This is a genomic window from Aliivibrio sp. A6 (assembly GCF_028765505.1).
Taxonomy (GTDB): Bacteria; Pseudomonadota; Gammaproteobacteria; order Enterobacterales; family Vibrionaceae; genus Aliivibrio; species Aliivibrio finisterrensis_A.
Genome location: NZ_JARACR010000029.1, coordinates 28,569 through 47,905, shown reverse-complemented (window position 1 = coordinate 47,905; position 19,337 = coordinate 28,569). Strand labels below are relative to the sequence as shown.

At 39.6% G+C, this 19,337-nt stretch carries 21 protein-coding genes; 3 read left to right on the top strand and 18 right to left on the bottom strand.

All coding sequences use genetic code 11. The features are described 5' to 3' along the window. The 5 genes from PVK70_RS15380 to PVK70_RS15360 form a co-directional block, all read right to left on the bottom strand. On the bottom strand, positions 1-857 hold an 857-nt coding region (locus PVK70_RS15380; protein WP_274441638.1), incomplete at its 3' end, for a Gfo/Idh/MocA family protein. A 30-nt stretch (positions 858-887) separates the two neighbouring features. After that, positions 888-1,235: a HopJ type III effector protein gene (locus PVK70_RS15375; RefSeq protein ID WP_130048881.1), complete on the bottom strand. Its 348-nt coding sequence runs from the start codon at positions 1,233-1,235 to the stop codon at positions 888-890. Positions 1,236-1,311: 76 nt separating this feature from the next. After that, positions 1,312-1,590, bottom strand: a complete 279-nt coding sequence (locus PVK70_RS15370) for a GNAT family N-acetyltransferase (protein ID WP_130048880.1) — start codon at positions 1,588-1,590, stop codon at positions 1,312-1,314. A 40-nt stretch (positions 1,591-1,630) separates the two neighbouring features. Further along, positions 1,631-2,809 carry an MFS transporter gene (locus tag PVK70_RS15365; RefSeq protein WP_130048879.1) on the bottom strand — a complete coding sequence of 393 codons (1,179 nt, stop codon included), beginning with the start codon at positions 2,807-2,809 and terminating at the stop codon, positions 1,631-1,633. A gap of 84 nt (positions 2,810-2,893) precedes the next feature. Next, positions 2,894-3,781: a LysR family transcriptional regulator gene (locus tag PVK70_RS15360; protein WP_130048878.1), complete on the bottom strand. Its 888-nt coding sequence runs from the start codon at positions 3,779-3,781 to the stop codon at positions 2,894-2,896. Positions 3,782-3,924: 143 nt separating this feature from the next. On the opposite strand from PVK70_RS15360, the gene PVK70_RS15355 reads away from it, so the two are divergent. After that, positions 3,925-5,556: a glycoside hydrolase family 13 protein gene (locus PVK70_RS15355; RefSeq protein ID WP_130048877.1), complete on the top strand. Its 1,632-nt coding sequence runs from the start codon at positions 3,925-3,927 to the stop codon at positions 5,554-5,556. Positions 5,557-5,624: 68 nt separating this feature from the next. On the opposite strand, the gene PVK70_RS15350 is transcribed toward PVK70_RS15355, so the two are convergent. Genes PVK70_RS15350 through PVK70_RS15320 form a run of 7 tightly spaced genes read right to left on the bottom strand, consistent with a single transcriptional unit; the run spans position 5,625 to position 12,134 of the window. Continuing rightward, positions 5,625-6,428 (bottom strand): LytR/AlgR family response regulator transcription factor, encoded by an 804-nt coding sequence (locus tag PVK70_RS15350; protein WP_130048876.1) that lies wholly within the window; start codon positions 6,426-6,428, stop codon positions 5,625-5,627. Continuing rightward, positions 6,425-7,477 carry a sensor histidine kinase gene (locus tag PVK70_RS15345; RefSeq protein WP_130048875.1) on the bottom strand — a complete coding sequence of 351 codons (1,053 nt, stop codon included), beginning with the start codon at positions 7,475-7,477 and terminating at the stop codon, positions 6,425-6,427. Before PVK70_RS15345 ends, PVK70_RS15350 begins: the two co-directional genes overlap by 4 nt. Then, positions 7,477-8,733 carry a hypothetical protein gene (locus PVK70_RS15340; RefSeq protein WP_130048874.1) on the bottom strand — a complete coding sequence of 419 codons (1,257 nt, stop codon included), beginning with the start codon at positions 8,731-8,733 and terminating at the stop codon, positions 7,477-7,479. Before PVK70_RS15340 ends, PVK70_RS15345 begins: the two co-directional genes overlap by 1 nt. A gap of 2 nt (positions 8,734-8,735) precedes the next feature. Beyond that, entirely contained in the window at positions 8,736-9,551 is an 816-nt protein-coding gene (locus PVK70_RS15335) for an outer membrane lipoprotein-sorting protein (RefSeq protein WP_130048873.1), read from the bottom strand. After that, the gene (locus tag PVK70_RS15330) at positions 9,544-10,812 is read right to left on the bottom strand and encodes an ABC transporter permease (protein WP_065603692.1); all 1,269 of its coding nucleotides are present in this window, start codon (positions 10,810-10,812) and stop codon (positions 9,544-9,546) included. The genes PVK70_RS15335 and PVK70_RS15330 overlap by 8 nt, the downstream gene beginning before the upstream one ends. Beyond that, the gene (locus tag PVK70_RS15325) at positions 10,800-11,483 is read right to left on the bottom strand and encodes an ABC transporter ATP-binding protein (RefSeq protein ID WP_130048883.1); all 684 of its coding nucleotides are present in this window, start codon (positions 11,481-11,483) and stop codon (positions 10,800-10,802) included. The genes PVK70_RS15330 and PVK70_RS15325 overlap by 13 nt, the downstream gene beginning before the upstream one ends. A 9-nt stretch (positions 11,484-11,492) precedes the next feature. Then, a complete protein-coding gene (locus PVK70_RS15320) occupies positions 11,493-12,134 on the bottom strand; it encodes a hypothetical protein (protein ID WP_130048872.1) in 642 nt (213 codons plus the stop codon). Positions 12,135-12,319: 185 nt separating this feature from the next. Here PVK70_RS15320 and PVK70_RS15315 point away from each other — a divergent pair, with 185 nt between their 5' ends. Continuing rightward, entirely contained in the window at positions 12,320-12,814 is a 495-nt protein-coding gene (locus PVK70_RS15315) for a GNAT family N-acetyltransferase (RefSeq protein WP_065622584.1), read from the top strand. A 75-nt stretch (positions 12,815-12,889) separates the two neighbouring features. On the opposite strand, the gene PVK70_RS15310 is transcribed toward PVK70_RS15315, so the two are convergent. The 4 genes from PVK70_RS15310 to PVK70_RS15295 form a co-directional block, all read right to left on the bottom strand. Beyond that, positions 12,890-13,159 (bottom strand): DksA/TraR family C4-type zinc finger protein, encoded by a 270-nt coding sequence (locus tag PVK70_RS15310; protein ID WP_130048871.1) that lies wholly within the window; start codon positions 13,157-13,159, stop codon positions 12,890-12,892. A 181-nt stretch (positions 13,160-13,340) separates the two neighbouring features. Then, on the bottom strand, positions 13,341-14,345 hold the full coding sequence (locus PVK70_RS15305) for a glycosyl transferase family protein (RefSeq protein WP_130048870.1): 1,005 nt from the start codon (positions 14,343-14,345) through the stop codon (positions 13,341-13,343). 122 nt (positions 14,346-14,467) lie between these two features. Continuing rightward, complete coding sequence (locus PVK70_RS15300; RefSeq protein WP_130048869.1) at positions 14,468-15,493, bottom strand: DUF2955 domain-containing protein; 1,026 nt, start codon at positions 15,491-15,493, stop codon at positions 14,468-14,470. Between the two features lie 12 nt (positions 15,494-15,505). Further along, positions 15,506-16,573, bottom strand: coding sequence for an HlyD family secretion protein (locus PVK70_RS15295; RefSeq protein WP_130048868.1), 1,068 nt, complete (start codon positions 16,571-16,573; stop codon positions 15,506-15,508). 295 nt (positions 16,574-16,868) lie between these two features. On the opposite strand from PVK70_RS15295, the gene PVK70_RS15290 reads away from it, so the two are divergent. After that, positions 16,869-17,753: a LysR family transcriptional regulator gene (locus PVK70_RS15290; RefSeq protein WP_130048867.1), complete on the top strand. Its 885-nt coding sequence runs from the start codon at positions 16,869-16,871 to the stop codon at positions 17,751-17,753. A gap of 83 nt (positions 17,754-17,836) precedes the next feature. On the opposite strand, the gene bioD is transcribed toward PVK70_RS15290, so the two are convergent. Both bioD and bioC read right to left on the bottom strand, forming a co-directional pair. Continuing rightward, positions 17,837-18,517 carry a dethiobiotin synthase gene (bioD, locus tag PVK70_RS15285; RefSeq protein ID WP_130048866.1) on the bottom strand — a complete coding sequence of 227 codons (681 nt, stop codon included), beginning with the start codon at positions 18,515-18,517 and terminating at the stop codon, positions 17,837-17,839. Next, complete coding sequence (gene bioC, locus PVK70_RS15280) at positions 18,510-19,331, bottom strand: malonyl-ACP O-methyltransferase BioC (RefSeq protein ID WP_130048865.1); 822 nt, start codon at positions 19,329-19,331, stop codon at positions 18,510-18,512. The genes bioD and bioC overlap by 8 nt, the downstream gene beginning before the upstream one ends. Between the last annotated feature and the right edge of the window lie 6 nt (positions 19,332-19,337).

Genomic DNA, 19,337 nt, shown 5'->3' with positions numbered 1-19,337 from the left:
AATTTAAACGCTTCATAAAACATTGGATTGGCATTTTGTTCAAGGGTCAAATCTTCTGTTTCTCCACCACGGTTTACTTTCGTTACTTTTTGGCCAATAGAGATCATCTCAGCTAAGATCGCCCCCTCTTCACCTTGGATCTCACTGGGTACATAAGAATCACTGGTCTTAGAGTGCATGACAACAACATCAAAGCCATCGTAACCACAAATAATACTGCCGTTACCATCAACACCGGAATCTAGCAGGTGCGCCTGTGCTTGAATTGATGTTGGCTCACCAAATAACTCAACCATAGAGCCTACACAATAAAAACCGATGTCCATAATCGAGCCATTTGAAAACTCAGGATTAAAAGTATTTGGGTTTTCACCATTAAGGTATTTAGGGTAACGAGAAGAGTACTGACAATAAGTGATGTGTACTTTTCGAATCGCCCCTAAACTTGGTAAGTGTGACTTAATCTGCTGAAAGTTAGGTAAATATGGCGACATAAAAGCTTCAAACAACACCACGTTATTTTCTTGTGCGGTTTGATAAGCAAATTGTGCCTCTTGGTAATTTGAGGCGACTGGTTTTTCACAAATGACGTGTTTACCTTGCTTCATCATCTTAATAGATTGTGGAGCATGAAATGAATTAGGGCTTGCGATGTACACCGCATCCACTTCATCACACGTCGCTAATTTATCTAAACAATCAAAGGTTAAATTGACGCTAAATTTATCTGCAAATGCTTTAGCTTGTTCAAGTGAGCGTGAATACACTGCAGATAGTTGGTATTTACCACCTTCTAGTGCAGCCGCTAAAAATCGCTCAGTAATCCAGTTGGTTCCAATAACAGCAAGTTTGATCATAATGGTCTCTCTATATTGGTTTTCTTGTGATTATTTCGCTTGAAGTGCTTGAGCGTTAAACTGAATCCCTGCCCAACCGGTTACCATAAAATTACGAATGTTTTGGTGGTCATTATTCGTTGGATTTTGTAGCACATCTTCACGATAATATTGTCCAAAACACGCTAATGTTTGATCTACACTGAGTTGATTTAATAAAGCGAAAGCAAAAATCTTACATGAGCCATTATTTTGATCAGCCAAATTAACCGTATTACCATTCGCAAATTCTGTTGGTGTAAAGTCATAGTGAGACTCAATAACGGCCATGGTTTCGGTAAATTCAATCAATTCAGGCTGTGTGCTTAGTTTTTCAATAAATGCGTTTAACGTCATCATGACTTCCTTTTATCAACTTGTTTCTATCTGAATCCAATACAAAAAAACCTAGATAGACGTTCTACCTAGGTTTCAATTATTTCGCTAATACATCTTGCCACTGTGGGTTTTTATTCATGTAATGAACCACATAAGAGCAGACAGGCACGATCAATAAATTGGATGTTCTCATCTCATGTAAGAACGACTCCATCATTACTTTGCCGTAACCTTTTCCTTGTAGCTCATCAGGGATCCGCGTGCTTATTACATCGAGAATATTGCCTTTCTTTTCGTAATACACTTTAGCAACCGCTTTTCCCTCAAGTGCTATGTGATAACACTTGTTATCAGGATCATGAGTTATCATATTCATACCTACATTCCCTCTTCCTTCTTAAGTACAACTACTTTAATCAGTTCCACTTAAAAATGCGAGTTTCATTTCCTTCTTGTGGCGCTTCTGGAATATTGAGTGACAATAAAAATGATATAAATGCCATTGTTGCACCTACGTAAAACACCGCTGCTGGTGACACAAGCCATATCACACCGAAGCTCACAGGGATAACCACAGCAGCAATATGGTTAATGGTAAAGGCCACACCAGCCGTTGATGCCATATCAGCAGGATCGGCAATTTTTTGGAAATAGGTTTTAATCGCTAATGCTAAAGCAAAAAACAGATGATCGATAATGTACAGTGCTGCCGCCATTTCTGAGGTTTGTACCAATGCATAACCAACAAAAACAAAAATCAAACCAATGTATTCAAACATTAATGCTTTGCGCTCACCAACGACACCAATCCAGCGCCCTATCTTCTTAGCAAATAACCAGTTAAATGCATAGTTTGCTAAAAATAATAATGTAATATCAGCAGCTGAATAACCAAACTTCTCAACCATTAAGAAGCCAGCAAACACCATAAAGATCTGACGACGAGCACCACTCATGAAGGTTAATGCGTAATACAACCAATAACGCTTACGTAGTACCAATTTCTTGGTTTGTTGTGTTTCGGTTTCAAAATTTGGAAACGATAACCACATAAAGATCGTCACGATTAATGCAATTGAACCTGCAATGAAGTAAATCCATTTAAACTCTAATTGCACTAATTCAAGCAATACCCATAACACGCCATAAGTACACAAAGAAGCAAGCGCACCGATAGAGATAAGCTTACCGAGCATCTCTGGAGCTTCTTCTTTGGTTAACCATTGCAGCGATAAAGACTGTTTTAAGGTTTCAAAATAGTGGAAACCTACCGACATCAATAACGTTGTGCACAATAAGCCATATACGCTTGGGAAGAACCCAGTAATCGCAACACCTACCGCTAACATCACCAAAGAGAGGATCATGAACTTCTGCTCACGAATAAAAAGAAGGACGAAAACAGCAGTAAAGGCTAGAAAACCTGGGATCTCACGCACACTTTGCAATAGCCCAATATCTGCACCAGTAAAAGCCGCTTTTTCTATTACAAAGTTATTCAACAGTGCATTCCATGTAGAGAAGGCAATAGGCACAACAATAGAAATTAAGATCAAAAAGGTTTTTGGATTTTTCCAATGAGCTAGGCTCGGCATGATAGTGACTCTTATTAATATTTAGATTTACACACTGTAACATATTTCGTTGAAACATCGTCTTAGCCCATGGCTATCTTTACTTTATTTACCTTTTAATAATGAGACTAAGTACTGAATACTTTCTGACACTTGTTCTGTTTTAGTATAAATCCCAACATTGCCTTTTTTTTCTGACTCTTGTGGAAGGTTCACAATCCCCAACTCCGCCATTTTATCCTTAACTTGATCGGTATAAGGCATGATCGCATCACTGGTTTTTAGCATATCAATACTGGCTTTTAAGGAGTTAAGTTCATACACAACCCCTGTTTTTTGCTGTTTAAGGTTGAACGCTTCCATACCTTCATCATTCAAAATCTTCGTGTGTCTGATGTGATCAGGGGTGACTTTTATTAAAGGGTAATTATCCAACTCATTTGATGTTAGATCATTTGATAACAATGGATGCCCTTCCCTTACAAACCACGCTTCTTGTTCGATAAATAAAGGCATAAACAATACACGATGTCTTGGATCGATATGTTCGATTTCATGACCGATAAAAAGATCAATATCACCATTGAGTAATTGATTTAACATAGAGAGGCCATTACCAAACTCGATATACATTGAGTTATTTGGATGCTGCTCCACAAATTGTTTAATCACTTCAGAAGCAAAGCACTCCCACCACGCCTCACCAATCCCTAACTTTATCTTGCCCTGACTTCTGGCTTTCATGTCGGTCAGTTGATGCATCATTTGACTGTGTTTTTCAAACAAATCTTGTACATAACGATAATAGAGCCAGCCAGAGCTTGTCAGTTCAACCCCTTTGGATTTTCGATGAAACAAAATCACATCCAAGCTTTCTTCTAGTTTCTTAATTGCTGTCGTTAACGTCGGTTGACTAATAAACAGTTTTTCAGAAGCGCCTTTAATGCTGCCTTGGCGAGCCACTTCATAAAAATAGCGTGATGATTTATCCATAATAAACACTCAGTAATTATTCTGACTTCACAATACCCATGATATAAATTTTTTCTATATCAGAGTTCAAATTATCAATTATTCATCACCGTTTTTTTTCGCTATATTGCGTTTAATTTCTTTTAGTTAGTGGAATAATAAATATGGAAAAGCGTTGGTGGCATAACAGTGTTGTATATCAAATTTACCCTCGTAGCTTCTGTGACTCAAATAATGATGGTATTGGTGATCTACAAGGTATTATTAGTAAACTGGATTACTTGCAAAGTCTTGGTATTGATGTCATTTGGCTTTCTCCTGTTTATCAATCTCCAATGGATGATAACGGTTACGATATCTCTGATTATCAAGCGATTGCGGCTGAATTTGGCACCATGGAAGACATGAAGCGTTTAATGCAGCAAGCAAAAGATCGCGGCATTAAAGTGGTAATGGATTTAGTGGTTAACCACACATCAGATGAACACGCTTGGTTTGTTGAAGCAAAAAGCGATAAAAATAGTCAATACCGTGATTTTTATATCTGGCGTGATGCTGGTGAAAACGGCGAAGCGCCAAATGATTTAGGGTCTATCTTCGGTGATACAGCATGGGAGTGGGATGAAGAGAATCAACAATATTATTTCCATTTATTCTCTAAACGCCAACCGGATTTAAACTGGGAGAACCCTGCGGTTCATCAAAAAGTATTTGATATGATGAACTGGTGGATTGACCAAGGTATTGGTGGCTTCCGTTTAGATGTTATCGATTTAATTGGTAAAGAAATTGATAAGAAAATTACCGGTAACGGTGATCGTCTACACCCACTTCTTCAAAAAATGAACCAAGCGACGTTTGGTGATAAAGATCTATTAACCGTTGGTGAAACCTGGGATGCCACGCCAGAAACGGCACAACTTTATAGCAACCCTGCTCGTAATGAACTATCAATGGTATTTCAGTTTGAGCACATTACTCTGCTATGGGAAGATGGTGATAAGTGGAAACCAAAACCATTAGATCTTAATGCCTTTAAGCAAGTGATGATCAAATGGCAACTTGAGTTAAGCAACAATGGTTGGAACTCGCTATTTTGGAATAACCACGATTTACCTCGTGTTGTCTCTAAATACGGTTGTGATGGCCAATATCGTGTTGAGTCGGCAAAAATGCTGGCAACGACTCTGCATATGATGAAAGGCACGCCTTATATTTTCCAAGGTGAAGAGATCGGCATGACGAACGTCGCATTCGATACGTTAGAAGAGTACAAAGATATTGAAACGTTGAACTTCTATCGAGTAAAAACCGAATCTGGGGTTAGCCATGAGAGTATGATGAAAGGAATTCATGCCAATAGCCGTGACAATGCGCGCACACCAATGCACTGGGATAACTCTGATAATGCAGGATTTACTCAAGGTACACCTTGGATCAAACTGAACCCGAATTACCCTGAGATCAACGTTGCCGCAGCGCTAGAAGATAAAAACTCGATTTTCTATCACTATCAAAAACTGATCGCACTGAGAAAACAGAACCCCGTGATTGTCTACGGTGATTTTATTCCTTTGTTTGAAACGCACTCTGCCGTGTTTGCTTATGAGCGTAAAGATAACGAGCAACACTTAATCGTGTTAAATAACTTTAGTGCAGAGCCACAAACATTAGCATTGCCTGAGCATATTGCTAACCGCTCTGTAGAATGCTTGATCAGTAACCTTGAACCAACAACACAACTAGGCCCTGAGTTGATATTAGCACCTTATCAAAGCTTGGTTTTAGCGCTTTAAATCTGCGTTTTGAACTGCCTAGTAGCGCCCTAATACTTTCATTGGTATAGGGCGTTATTTTTGCTTTATCACATCCCTTTAAACAAACTTTGAGCACTTCTGCTTACGGGTAATTTCACACCACCAATGTGAACACACAAATGCCCCAGTAAATCCTTTTTCACTTTTTCTATTTGAGCAACATTAACGAGACTTGAACGGTGAATTTGCCAAAAATGATCAGGATTGATCTTTTGCTGTAACTCTTTTAGCGAACTGCGAATAAGGTATTCCGTTATATTGATATCATTTTGCTTGGCATAAACCGAAACGTATTTATCTTCTGCTTTAAAATACAAGATATCTGAAACAGAAATTAAATGCAGATCTTCACCTTTGTACGCTTTAATCCAACGTAAATATTCTGGCTGTTGCTGTGCAGACAGTTGCTGTATCTGAGCAAAAAGATCACTCAATACATCTTGATTTTGTTTAGGATCTGAGTGTTTATTTTGCTGAGTTAACCTTTGTTTCAGTTTTTCACAGGTAGCTTCAAGTCTGGTTTCAGATATGGGTTTCAATACGTAATCAATCGCATTAGTTTCAAACGCTTTTACCGCAAATTCGTCGTAAGCGGTAATGAACACAATTAACGGCGCTACGGTACTTTTTTGTAATTTTGTCGCCAATGCCATGCCATCTAATTCTGGCATTTTTATATCCAAAAAGGCGATATCCGGTTGGTGTTGCTCTATTGCCTCAAGCGCTTCTTTACCGTTAGCACATACCGCTACAATATCTAAATCAAGCCAAAGATCGGATAACATTTTTTCTAAATGAAAGCGCAATAATGGCTCATCATCGGCAATAACGGCGGCAATGGATTGACTCATGAATATTCCTTATTTAGTTGAAGCAGTTTATCAGATGGAATAATCAGCTCTGCATTTACACCACCGTCTTTATTTTCAGTGATACGAACGGAAGCACTGCCATCGAACAAGTCATGCAACCGCTGTTTGATATTATTTAAGCTCATCCCATGCCCTTTACTTGGTGACACTGACTCCAATCCAATACCATTATCAGAGATAACAACAATAAACTGATTATTCTCTTGCTTAAACTGAACCATAAGCTGTCCTCCCTGCGCACTCGGCTCTATACCGTGAGTAATGGCATTTTCAACCAGAGGTTGAATTAACAGAGGTGGCAGAGAAATAGGCTCAATGATTTGATTATCGATGTTATACGTTAAACGATCCCCTAAGCGGATCTGTTGAATCGATAAATAAGCATTTAATAGCTCAATTTCTTGCTCAACGGTAATTAATGGATTCCGGTTTGTTTTTAACGATCCTCGAAGTAAATCCGTCAGCTTCTCTAGCATCAATTTTGCTTTGTTGCTGTCTAACTCAATTAACGCGCTGATATTCGCCAATGTATTAAATAAAAAATGTGGCTCAATTTGACTTTGAAGCTGACTTAACTGGCTTAATACTAGTGCTTTCTCTTGCTCTAACTGTTTACGCTTAGAGAGTGCTAACGCTTGCTCTGCTAACATGGTTTTCTCAGTTGCGTGAAAGTAATAGAAACAAATAGCAGTAAAGATTAACCCTAATAATACAATGGGCTGAAGTGCTTCTAAGGTGGCGAAATCGTCATATTTATTTAGCCATAATGATGCGTGAAACGTACCTAGTGTGATAGAAAGCACCATAGCTAATACGGTGGAATAGGCTTTTTTTAAAGTGGGAAAGTTATTCTCTAAGACAAATGAGCATAAAACGGCACTATAGCCATAACCCAAACTAATAATGATGTGCTCATAAAATGGTGATGGCCAAATATTGCTCGTCATCATGGCGATAACCACACAGAATACCGTTGTGATAAGTAAACTTTTTACTAACTGCAGTATCGTTTCTTTTCGCTCACTCATTAGAATCGTCCTTTTATATTCAGTAACAGCATATGCTTATCGGATAAATTTGCATACGCTGAGTCGCTTTTTCCTGTCAAAAAACGCGCGGCAAGTTCCATTTCCACACTTGAATCACCTGAATCATGAAGCAAATAATTTAGCCATTGCGTTGCTATCACTCCGTTATCTTCTGGTGAATACAAGACATCAAATGTTGGGGTAAACTGGCTTAACCATGAGATGTCTTTACTCCACTGCCACGCTGTCCATGCGTTAGAATCCAAACTCCAATGAAACATCATGTTATGTTGAACCATATTGACATGATTAAAGCCTTGTTGATATGAAGGTGTTGCTACAGTAAGCGCATTATTCCACTCGTTTTTACTCCATGCTCGACTGTCATACCAATACTCTACAACGATACTGCTTCCGATTTCATTTGCCCAAGTTAACCCTACTAGCGCTTGATAGGCATTTTCTTCTTTTTCTAACGTGACAGAATAACGTGTGATACTTGGCTGCTGATAAGAAAGATACTTGGATTGATACACTGCCGATCCATGAAACTCCCACGCGGTATCTAGCACTGTAACAACACTTGCGCCCAATAACCCTTGTCGAACATCATCATAATAAGCGACCCATTGGTATTCTGTATCTCCCACTAACGCATAGCGTCTTATACCAATCCCTTGCTGTTCACTTTGCTCTTCTAACTCACTTCCTTTTTGCTGCGTCCATGATGAGTCGGTATAAATTAACGACCATTCACCTTGATCATCAAAATAAGAGACCGAAGCGACACCGGCCCCTTCCTCTACCTGTATACCAACAGGGTTTCGACGATAAGGCGTAAAAATATCCAGCGGGCGATAACCATAACCAACACCCCAATCGACTCTTACTTTACCCAACTGTAAATCCAATGGAATATCGGTAATATCAATGCTGCTTTGCCAAAATAATTCACTGACAATTAACTCAGCTTCTGCACTTTTATCTTCTGATTGAATGCTAGATTGGGAATAAAGATCATTGCCTTTAAGAGCCACCACCGCATTCCAATTCTGATAACCGATTTGAACATCCAATAATCCATTAAACGACTCTTGGTGTTTATTGTCTGTCATTGGAGAAAAGACCGTCTCTCGCTGTTGAACCGTTTCGGCACTCAGCATCCAATCCCACTCGAAAGTCATCTCAGAGGCTTGAGCGCTTAAAGAAGCCACCCAAGCACTACAATACCCTAGTCGTTCTAGCCAAGGTTTCATGATCACAAATCCAACTGTTTGGTGCGTGACAGATAAGCAGGGTTATAATATTTATCGGCAATCTCTGTTGGTGTAATTTCTTTATATTCAATCACCGTTTTTTGATTGGTTTGAATTTGATCATTTAACACCATTGAAATCACTTTGGTTTCGCCTTCTCTTATCCCTTTAATAAACCACGCTTCTTTGGCCATTTTTCCTGACCGCAAATACAAATCGGCTTTAATCGGAAAACCCGTTCCTTGCTCTAGCCATAAATCGATAGTGAAATAACTCGCGCCTTTTGTTGTCGCTTTTAGTTTAATCTTCTCACTTTGAATTGCTTGACCATCAGTTAGTTCGAACGTTGTCGATTCGACCCACTCACCTTGATAATCTTCACTCCACGTTAACGTTGAAATATCACCCACTGAGGCTTCACCGAGTAACTTTTGCATCGGTGTAATGCGGATTGGGCGGCGACTTTTCGGCATGAGTAACCAATAGTTATCCCCTAGCATCAGCATCTTTTGTCCGGCTTCCACTTGAGAATTAAACAACACCAAAGATTCTCGATCTTCTCGTGTGTATACCGTGTATTGGCGAGTTTTATCTAGCTCGTCATTTTTGTATAGCTTAACCTTAGAAACCACTTTTGCTGAACTTTCACCTAAGCGAAAATCATCGGCCTTTTTCACCAGTAGTTTAACTTGGGCCCCAGTCAGGCTGTTCGTATTATCCATATTTTGCGTTGTTGCGGTTGCGGTTGCGGTTGCGGTTGCGGTCGATTGAAAGCCAACAAGCACAAACAGAATAAAGATGTGAGATAATTTAGACATAAATAAGCGCCTCCGTAATGGGTTTTTTCACGCCTTTTTTGGCCGATAAGTACGCGGCTAATAAACAAATACACACAACACCAACGCCTGCATAAGCCACTAATTCAAATGAGAAATAAATATTCAGTGGGTACCCATCCGTTCTTCCCGGAGGTGGTGGCATCTGCACATCAACCACCAACAGCAGTATTGTCGTTAAGGCTGTTATTACTGCACCAAGAACCACACCTATCACTGCAAGTAAGCCCGCTTCTCGTAAGAATGAGTGAATGATCTCGTTAGGATAGCTGCCTAATGCGGATAAAGTGCCGATTTCACGTGTTCTTTCTGTTACGGACATCGTCATGGTATTAAATAACGCCACAAATACCACTAGCCCCATCACAAAGCCCATCACACCAAAGATAAGATCATATAAATCTTTCACTTTGTTGTAGAAAAATGCGCGCTCTTGCCATGGAGTGATTTCAACGTCGTAATCAAGTGGCATTGTTTCTAACTCTTGAGCTAATCGTTGATGTAACTCGGCAGTTTTTTCAGTATCAAATAAAAAGACCGATAAGGTGCTTACTTTCTCTGATAACAGTAACTCTTGTGCAGAATCGATATGAATATAAAGCTGACGTTTATCTAACTCGGGAACCCCCGTTGAATAGGTGCCATGCACTTTAAAATCAAACGCATTAAGTGCCCCTTCGCTGGTGGTTGCCAGTAAAGTTACCCAATCACCCACACTGACGTTGAGGTTTCTCGCTAAATCGACCCCAAGCATGATTTCAGGCTCCATGACATCGTATCGACTTGAGGTAATGTCGGTTAACGTTTTTCCTGATCTCATGTCTAAAAATGGGCCTTTCATATCGAACTCTCGATCGTTCACCCCAGTTCCCATGAAAATCGTCGATTTTACGCCATTAGAAATTAGCCCAGTAAAATCAATTCGAGGTTGTACGCCTCTTACTTCATCGTATTTCATAATCGTGCGAATTAATTCTGATGTATCAGATAATCCATTACTTAATGGCATCTCTTCATCGCTTTCAAAGTAACCCGGTTGGCTTAATGTAAGATGGCCCGTATCTCTTGCTGTCGATTCTTTCAATGAGTCATAAGTATATAAACCAAACCCACCCGCACTGGTTAATGCAAATACGGCAATCGTAATAATTAAGATAGAAAGTGCGCTACGACGGCCGTTTCGCAATAAATTCAACCACGCTAAACGCAGAGAATAAGGTAATAGTGAAATTAACTTGCCCATGACACGGCCTCCTTGCTGATGGTTCCATCCAGTAAGTTGATGCACGTATCGCAATGTTGCGCCATTCGATAATCATGCGTTGCAACAATAAAGGTGGTGCCAATTTCCTTCCCGAGCGCTTTCATAATATCAATCACAGTCTCTGCGGTTTGGCTATCTAAACTGGCTGTTGGCTCATCCGCAATAACCAAACTTGGTTTATGAACTAAGGCACGAGCAATGGCGACACGTTGCTGTTGTCCACCAGAAAGGTTATCAGGTCGGTGGTGAATAACATCGTCTAGCCCCACTTTTTCTAGCATCTCGGTGGCTAGGAGCGTTTGCTCTTTACTGCTGTATCCATTTAACACTAGTGGGTATGCTACGTTCTCTAATGCGGTCATCACGGGGACTAAATTAAAACGCTGAAACACAAAGCCCAGTTGGTGACGTCGTAACTTAGCGGCTTCAATAGGGTCTTTAGGATAGAACTCACCATCCATTTTTATTTCTCCCTGATAATCCATATCAAGTAAACCTAAGATATTTAATAAGGTACTTTTACCTGATCCGGACGGCCCGCATAACGCCACCATGCTGCCTTTTATGATAAAACCATCGACTTTTTTCAGAGCCTCCACACGCTGTGAACCGAGCTGATAGGTTTTTTCTATTCCTTTAAAACTGATCATCATTATCTCCTAATTACTTGCGGTAATAAGTGATTGAGCGTTAAGGGATTCTGGGTGAGTGTTATCTTGTTTTAGCATCACGGCGAGCCATTGATTGGCTTGTGCTGGATCTTCTGCTCTAAGTGCCGCTTGTACTGCGTATCCGTATACCCAAGCCGTCGCTTCATAAGGCAGCTGTTGGAAAGTTGGCTCTGAAAGTAGAGCTAAATAGAGATCATAACCACGCTCAAAGTGATTAAACATATCAGGAAGTTGTGAATAGGTTGCCGCCGCTAGCGCACGAGTGAGATAAGACTCAGGCAAACCTGAAACTATCGGCTGTTCTTCAATTGGTGCATTTTCTGTCGCGAGTAAATTTAACCCTTTCCCTATTTTCGCTAGTCCTTGCTCAACGTATTTCATTGCGGTCCATGGCATCATGGCATCTCGACCTTTTAGGGTTTCTGCACTTCCTAAATAGACAAGTGTCAGTGGTGTTGCTCCATCTGTTTGAATCAATTCCTCAAAACGATCATAAGCCGGCTCGACAAGATCTTCATTTCCAGCCGCCGCTTGGTTATATGTTGAAATGTCTTCATCCGTTAACGCAGCTTGAGTAGAAAACGTCATTACACTTATTAATAAACTTACCGTTGCTATTATTCGTTTCATCTGTCTGTCCTTAATTACATGATCCTGTTTGATGTTCACAGATTAACTAAGACAAAAACAAAAAAACGTTGAATGCGACGAACGGTAAATAGAGAGGATGAATGGTAATAATGAGTTTAAATACTTGTCATCGATACCTATTCTGGTTAAGTTTAATGCTTACTAATTAAACAAGGATGCGTGTAATGGAAATAGTGATTCGCCGAACAGAAGTAAAAGACATTGATGGGTTGTGTGAATTATACAGCCAACCTCAAGCTCAGGCGCAAACTCTCCAGCTCCCTATTCCATCACGTGCACTCTGGGAAAAACGACTCTCAGCAATACCTGATAATGTTTACAGCTATGTCGCTCTTATTGATGGGAAAATTGTCGGTAATATTGGCGTTGAACAAGTAACACGCCCAAGAACCCAACATGTTGCGCACTTTGGTATGGGGGTTCACGATGCCTATCACGGTCGTGGTGTTGGAAGTAAATTATTAGAAACTGTGTTAGATCTTGCTGACAATTGGCTCAATGTGAGACGCATTGAAATTGATGCGTTTGTCGATAATCACGCAGCCCTAAGGTTATATAAAAAATTCGGGTTTGTTATTGAAGGAGAAGCGATTGATTCTGCGTTTAGAAATGGTGAATTCATTAACACCTATTATTTGGCTCGCATTAATCGTAACTAACCTCTCCTTTCTTTAGTAGCTAAACTTAATTAAACGTGGCGGACTGTTTCTGAACATTAGAAGCAACCGCCATACTTAACGTAATTGACTGTCTTTACTTGCCCTGCGGTTATAAGCACTGAATGCTTTTTCACGCGCATCTTCTTTTGCCTGACACTCAACACACAACTCTACACCCAGTATTATGTTTCGTCGTGCTTCTGGAATTAATTCCCCACACTCCAAACAATAGTTCGTATCATTGTACTCATGATGAAGATGCGAGCGAGCACGGTTAATTGCATCAATTACGGTGGCATCTATTTGTTCTTGGACGCCACCATCTCTTGTAAATCCATTAGCCATAATGGTCTCCAGTTAATGAAATAACGACTAGGAGAGCATTATCTATTATTAACTGAGGTTTGATAATGGCGCTATATGATAATTCCTATTACAAATATGTAATAATTTACATTGTGATGATAAGAAAAAAGCCGCAACGATAGAAGTTACGGCTTAATAAATGCGTTTCTTTCATAAAGAATCAATCAAGTGTGTTTAAGTACTCTTCCCAATATTGAGTAGCAACCTTGATCGCCTCTGCTCTTGGGTAGTTTTCTGCTCGTTTATTTGCCCATAAAACATTAGCGACATTAAAAACAATGGTGTTCGCCATTAGCTGTAATTGTTCTGATTTAGTACCTAATAAACAAGATTGAGGGACTGGTAAATCTTCAATTAATGCTTCTTCCCAATACAGCTCTTCACATACCCCTTTTGATGCACACCATAGAGACTGGCTAACTTTAGGGTTAAATTCAGATTCTCCCCCCATGCCTTTAAAGCACAGTGCTAATTCAGAGCAGTCATCAGTTGCTTGTTGTAAGCGAGATTCCGCTTCACCATGCAGTTGTGGTAAGCCTGGGTGGAAGCTGCCACGTAATGAAATAGGCGCAGATGCTGGGTTTAACATGCGTGCACAGGTATTCGCAGGGGTACGTAAACCGTATTCATGTTGCCATAACAGCATGGTTTCTACTTGCGGCGCATAAACCGATAGAGGTAAATAAGCGATATTGCCATCATCTAGTGCTTTTTGCGTCTCTGCAATACTTGTGCAACTTGGAATATTTAGCTTATCAATCACTTGAGATACGTGCTCTCGCGTGCTGCCTAGCTGTAAGTGACCATGGATTAACACTCTAAAGCCTTTGTTCGCAAGAATTTGTGCTGCGTATAACTGCCATGATGGACCTTGAACCTGACGCTTACCGGCAAAACACGCCCAATCAATATCAACGTTAAGCTCTTTTAGCTCTGGCGTTTGTTCGTTACGAATAAATTCACGGATAGCCGTGGTAAATCCGCTGATCTCCTCAACCGTTTCATTCTGAACTCGGATAAGCATCATCAGCATTGCCATTTTGTCACTAGAGACTTCACCGGCAAGATATTCTTTCATTACTTGGTAAGCTTGATCAAACGTCAATGGTTTGCGGCTGCGTTCACCACGCCCTACGGTTCTAATGCATTCTATAATTGAGCTCATGACTGTCCTTGTATTTTCTTTATAATTTTCAACTACACAGACGTTATCACATAAACAAAAAAAGCCAAGAAATTCATAATAATCTACAAACCTCTTGGCTTATTATCTAATAATTCAAATTGTTAGTGAGGTTTTTCTTCTCGCTCAACCCCTCGGAAAAACAAAGGAAACTGTTTAATTAACCGATAAGAGATCCAAATTAATATACTGGTTATTATTACCGCCACCACAATAGATGAGACTCGATATAAAATAGCAAAAAACGCATCTTTTTGACCGGGGATCACGCCTGTAATTGGAATGGTTAAGGCCGCTATTGCTGAGAACCCAACTCCCTTCATTATTGGATTTTCACTGGCTAACCATTTACAAAAATAACCTGATGCAATCGCAAAACTTAATATATATAAGATTGGATTATCGTATAAATCATATAAGACTAACTGAATAGCCATGGCTGCCGCACAACCAGCTAACGTTCCTACTATTCGGATACGAGCCATCATCAATGAACCCACTAATGTCATTGGCGAAAGCATAATTAGCATCGACGCTTGAGCGGATAGTGAATCATTTAAATTTGCGATTTCGAAAATCAAAAACACAATCATGGCGACCATCCACCCCAAAGCGGTTTGCTCTAGCATGTCTCTTGGATCTTTACTTTGTCCTTCTACTTTTAAGATTGGTGTATGCTCTTCAATTGGATCAGGAAACAAATAGAAAGCCATGGCACAAATTGGCACCATCATAATGGCGGCAACCCATACACCAATAATAAAGTTCTCTAAATCAAAGGTAGGATATGAACCAAAATTCAACAAAATTGAACCAACCAATAATCCCGTATATCCGAATAAATAACTGGCTTTATAGTGCATAGCATGGCATTTAAAAAGCAGCATAATACCAACGGCAACCGTCATCAAGAATGGGTATGGCTGTAAAAAACCAACGATCAATGACACTTGAATCCCTACCCAAAAAATACTGATTAACAGCTGTATGAACATCTGGGCATTCCAGCGGTTCAGATTAGATAAAATGAACAATGGGAACAAGGTACCAAACATACCATTCGACCAGCCAAATACCGTGCACATGGCAAATCCAACAACACAACCAAACCAAATTCGTAATGCTTTCATGTAAGCCTCACACTAATAAATGTAATGTAAGTAGCTGATCATGGTAATTAAACTATGGCCAATGTAATCAATCACACTGTTTCCTGAAGTGTAAATAATTACGGTTGCACGCGAACCAACAAACAATCTCGGAGACAATGCTGTATCACTCGTTAAATTAACACGTACACGCTGTGCATCACGCACCCAACGATTACTGACTTCAACACTACTTAATTGACCATTCGCTTTTTGTTGTGCGGAAGCAACACCATAATCACGGCTCTCTACAATTAATGGAAAGACTTCACCAGGCATTGCATCGTAAGCAACTTCTGCACGCATTCCTTTAACCATTTCTGAGGTCGCTTTCTCACGATAATCGGCAGAAACCCACAGTGAATCCGTCGGAATAAATGTCAGTAATGGTTGATTCGCATTAGCAAATAAACCGACATGCAATTGCATATTTGTAATAATGCCTTCGCTTTGCGCAATCACTTGTGTGTTTTCTAAATTTAGTTCTGCTTGTTTTAACGCATTCTTTGCTGATAACACAGCACTGCTTTGTCCATTACCGTTGCCCAATTTCACTTCTAATGCGTGTAATTTCTGCTTAGATGCCATAAAGTTTGCTGAAGCTTGGTCACGCTTAGTAAGCGCTGAATCTAAACCTGATGCGGAAACAGCACCTGATTTAGCTAAACGCTTAATACGATGATATTCACGGTTTGCATTATCCGCCGTAACTTTTGTTGTTTTAACATTCGAACGTGCCGCTTCGATATCCGCCACTAATGACGCTTCTTGCTCTCTTGCTTGAGCTAATCCAATTTCAGCTTTTTGAACGGCCAATTGATATTTTTCATCATCAATCTTAAACAGTAACTCGCCCTGCTTTACTAATTGATTATTTGTGTGATTAACTTCAACTACTCGACCAGACACTTCTGGTGATATTTGAACCACAAAGCCTTGCACCTTACTTTGGGTTGTTAATGGCGTTAATCTATCTGCCATCACTAAATAAGCCGTAACGATAAGAAATAATACGATTAGGATACGCATCCATTGTTTGAATTTTTGCTCTGCAGCTTGCATAGAAGTTCTCAATAAAGTCAAAGTTGCTGTGATCTGGTTCTCATACCATTCTGGATAAGTGGTTGTTCAGATAATTGCGCAGGAAAAATCGATTAGAGCAAGGCATAAATTACAGTAACTAGTGGGTCTAATTACACCTAATTTTTGCAATAGAAAGGTATAACGCAGATATAATCGATTTTAACAAGCAAGAATGATCAAATACTTATGTAGATTGGTATTATTATAGTGCGTGATTTTATTTCGAATAGATGGCAAAATAGTCCGCATATGGCCTATTAACAGGACAATAGAGATGAGTAACCATCCAGATAGCTCCGTTTCCTTTGATGATATTTACCTATTTGTTCTTATTGTTAGGCATAAGGGCATTAGCTCTGCTGCACAATTTGCAGGATTACAGCGCTCAAAGGTTAGTCGTCGCCTACAAGAGTTAGAAAAAGCTCTTGGCCATCAATTACTCATCAGAACGACAAGAGCGATTGAATTAACCCAGCAAGGGAAATGGCTATATGAGCAAACCTCTAATCCAATTAATACCTTAGTGGATGCAAGCCGATTAATGAAAGAGCACCATTTAACGCCAAAAGGTCGTTTAAAAGTTGCTATCCCTCCAGCCCTTGGAATGACGGAAATTTTCTCCCAATTAATTGAACAGTATATGAAAGAGTATACTGAGGTTAAGCTAGAGATTGAGCATCATGTTCAATCGTTGGATCTTCGCCGTGAAAATATTGATCTGCAAATTCTACCTAGCTACATTGAGCCATTACATGATGATTATATTCAGCAACGCTTAATTCAAATTCCTTATAGCATGGTTGCTTCTTCTGAATATTTAGCGCTTAACGGATATCCTGATAATGTGGCTCAATTAAATGACTTTCATCTGCTTGCTAGTCGTTATAACAAAAGCTTGCTCCCTCAAGGGCTTGATTATCAATTATTTAGTGATGATCTAAATTTACTTCAAAGATTAGCTATTTCAAGTAAAGGCATTGCTCTTCTACCATCTATATTAATTGAAGATAAAATCGAAAATGGCCAACTCATTGAGGTCTTACCCAGAACTTCTTTTACAGATTTAACTATTACTTTGGTTTACCCCACCCCAAGTTATTTACCTGAGAAAACACGGGCGATGGTGACGCTATTTAGAGAAACGTTTTCATATCAATGAAATTAATGTCCAAAAAAAAACCAACATCATGAAAGATATTGGCTTCTGTATCTTGTACTTAAATGCGTTTATAGCAATAGAAATTAACTTTCTAACACATCTAAATTAATGTATTTACCCATGTTTTTACGCTTAACACTTGGCATGTATGGGATTTCACCTAATTTTGGTGCTGGCATTTTATCTTCTAACATAGCGATAATCTCAGCGTAATTTTCAGTACCTGGGTTGATTCGGTTTGCTACCCAACCAATGATCTCTAAGCCATCATGTTGAATCGCTTCAGCCGTTAGCATTGCATGACTTAAACAGCCCAATTTAATGCCTACCACTAATACGACTGGCAATTTCTCTTGCTTAACCCAAGTAGACAAGCAATCATCTTTAGAAACAGGAACACGCCAACCACCTGCGCCTTCTACTAGCACCACATCAGATTTAGCTTTTAATGCAGCCAAACCTTGTGAAAGAACAGAATAGTCAATCACAACATTCTCTGCTTCTGCCGCAATGTGTGGCGATGCAGGCAATAACAATGCGTATGGGTTTACTTCTTCGTAGCTTAATTCAACATTAGCAGCAGAGCGTAAATGGATTGCATCAGAGTTTTGAACGCCTTCGCCTTTGTCTTCAGAGCCCGCAGCTACAGGTTTGTATGCGGCTGTATTTAGCCCTTTTATATTTAATGCATCTAAAATCGCTTTAGAAGAAACCGTTTTACCTACATCTGTGTCTGTACCTGCAACAAAAAATGCATCAATCATTACTTATAACTCCAAAGCCTACCTGATAAGTAGCAGGTAACTTATTCAATTCATTCTTAAAAATTTGATACGCTTCTTCTACTGCTAATAGCTTTTCTTTACTCAATAAACCTGAGTGGCGACCATTAGGTAAATGCGTTGCTCCAATTCCTTTTAAATCTTTCATTAAAGCAAGAGCGGAAGAATACGTCATCTCGACTGGCGTGCAGTCTAGTGTAAACTTGTTGCAATCAGATTGCGCTAACGCAAGTTTTACCATAGATTGAGTAATAAAATCGTTAACATGTTGATATGAATCAACCTTTGACCACGCATTTTTCAACTCAAACAGTGAGCCATCTAACAAAGTTGAAAATACAACCTTTCTTTTAGTATGAGTAACTCGATTCATTTCAGCCAGAGGAACGGATAAATCCTGGCACCATTGCAACGCTAAACTTGAAATAACCGCGTCAAATTCACTATTAATAAACGGTAAATGCTCAGCATCCCCTTGAACATAACAAATATTAAGTTCACCACAACGTTCTTTAGCTTTATCTAACATCGATTGAGACAGATCAAACGCCACAACCTTTGCACCACGCTTCAACAACTGTTCACTGCAATAGCCCGTTCCGCAGCCGACATCTAATATACGCTGCCCTGACAGATCTTGAGGTAAATAAGATAATAAGGTATCCGCCACCTGACGTTGAAATTCAGCCGAGCGATCATACGTATTTGCCGCCTTACTAAACGCGGCTTGAATGGCTTGTTTCTCTTGGCTTGGTGTCCAATGTGAGGTTTCTATGGCGACAGCTTGATTAACCATAACTCC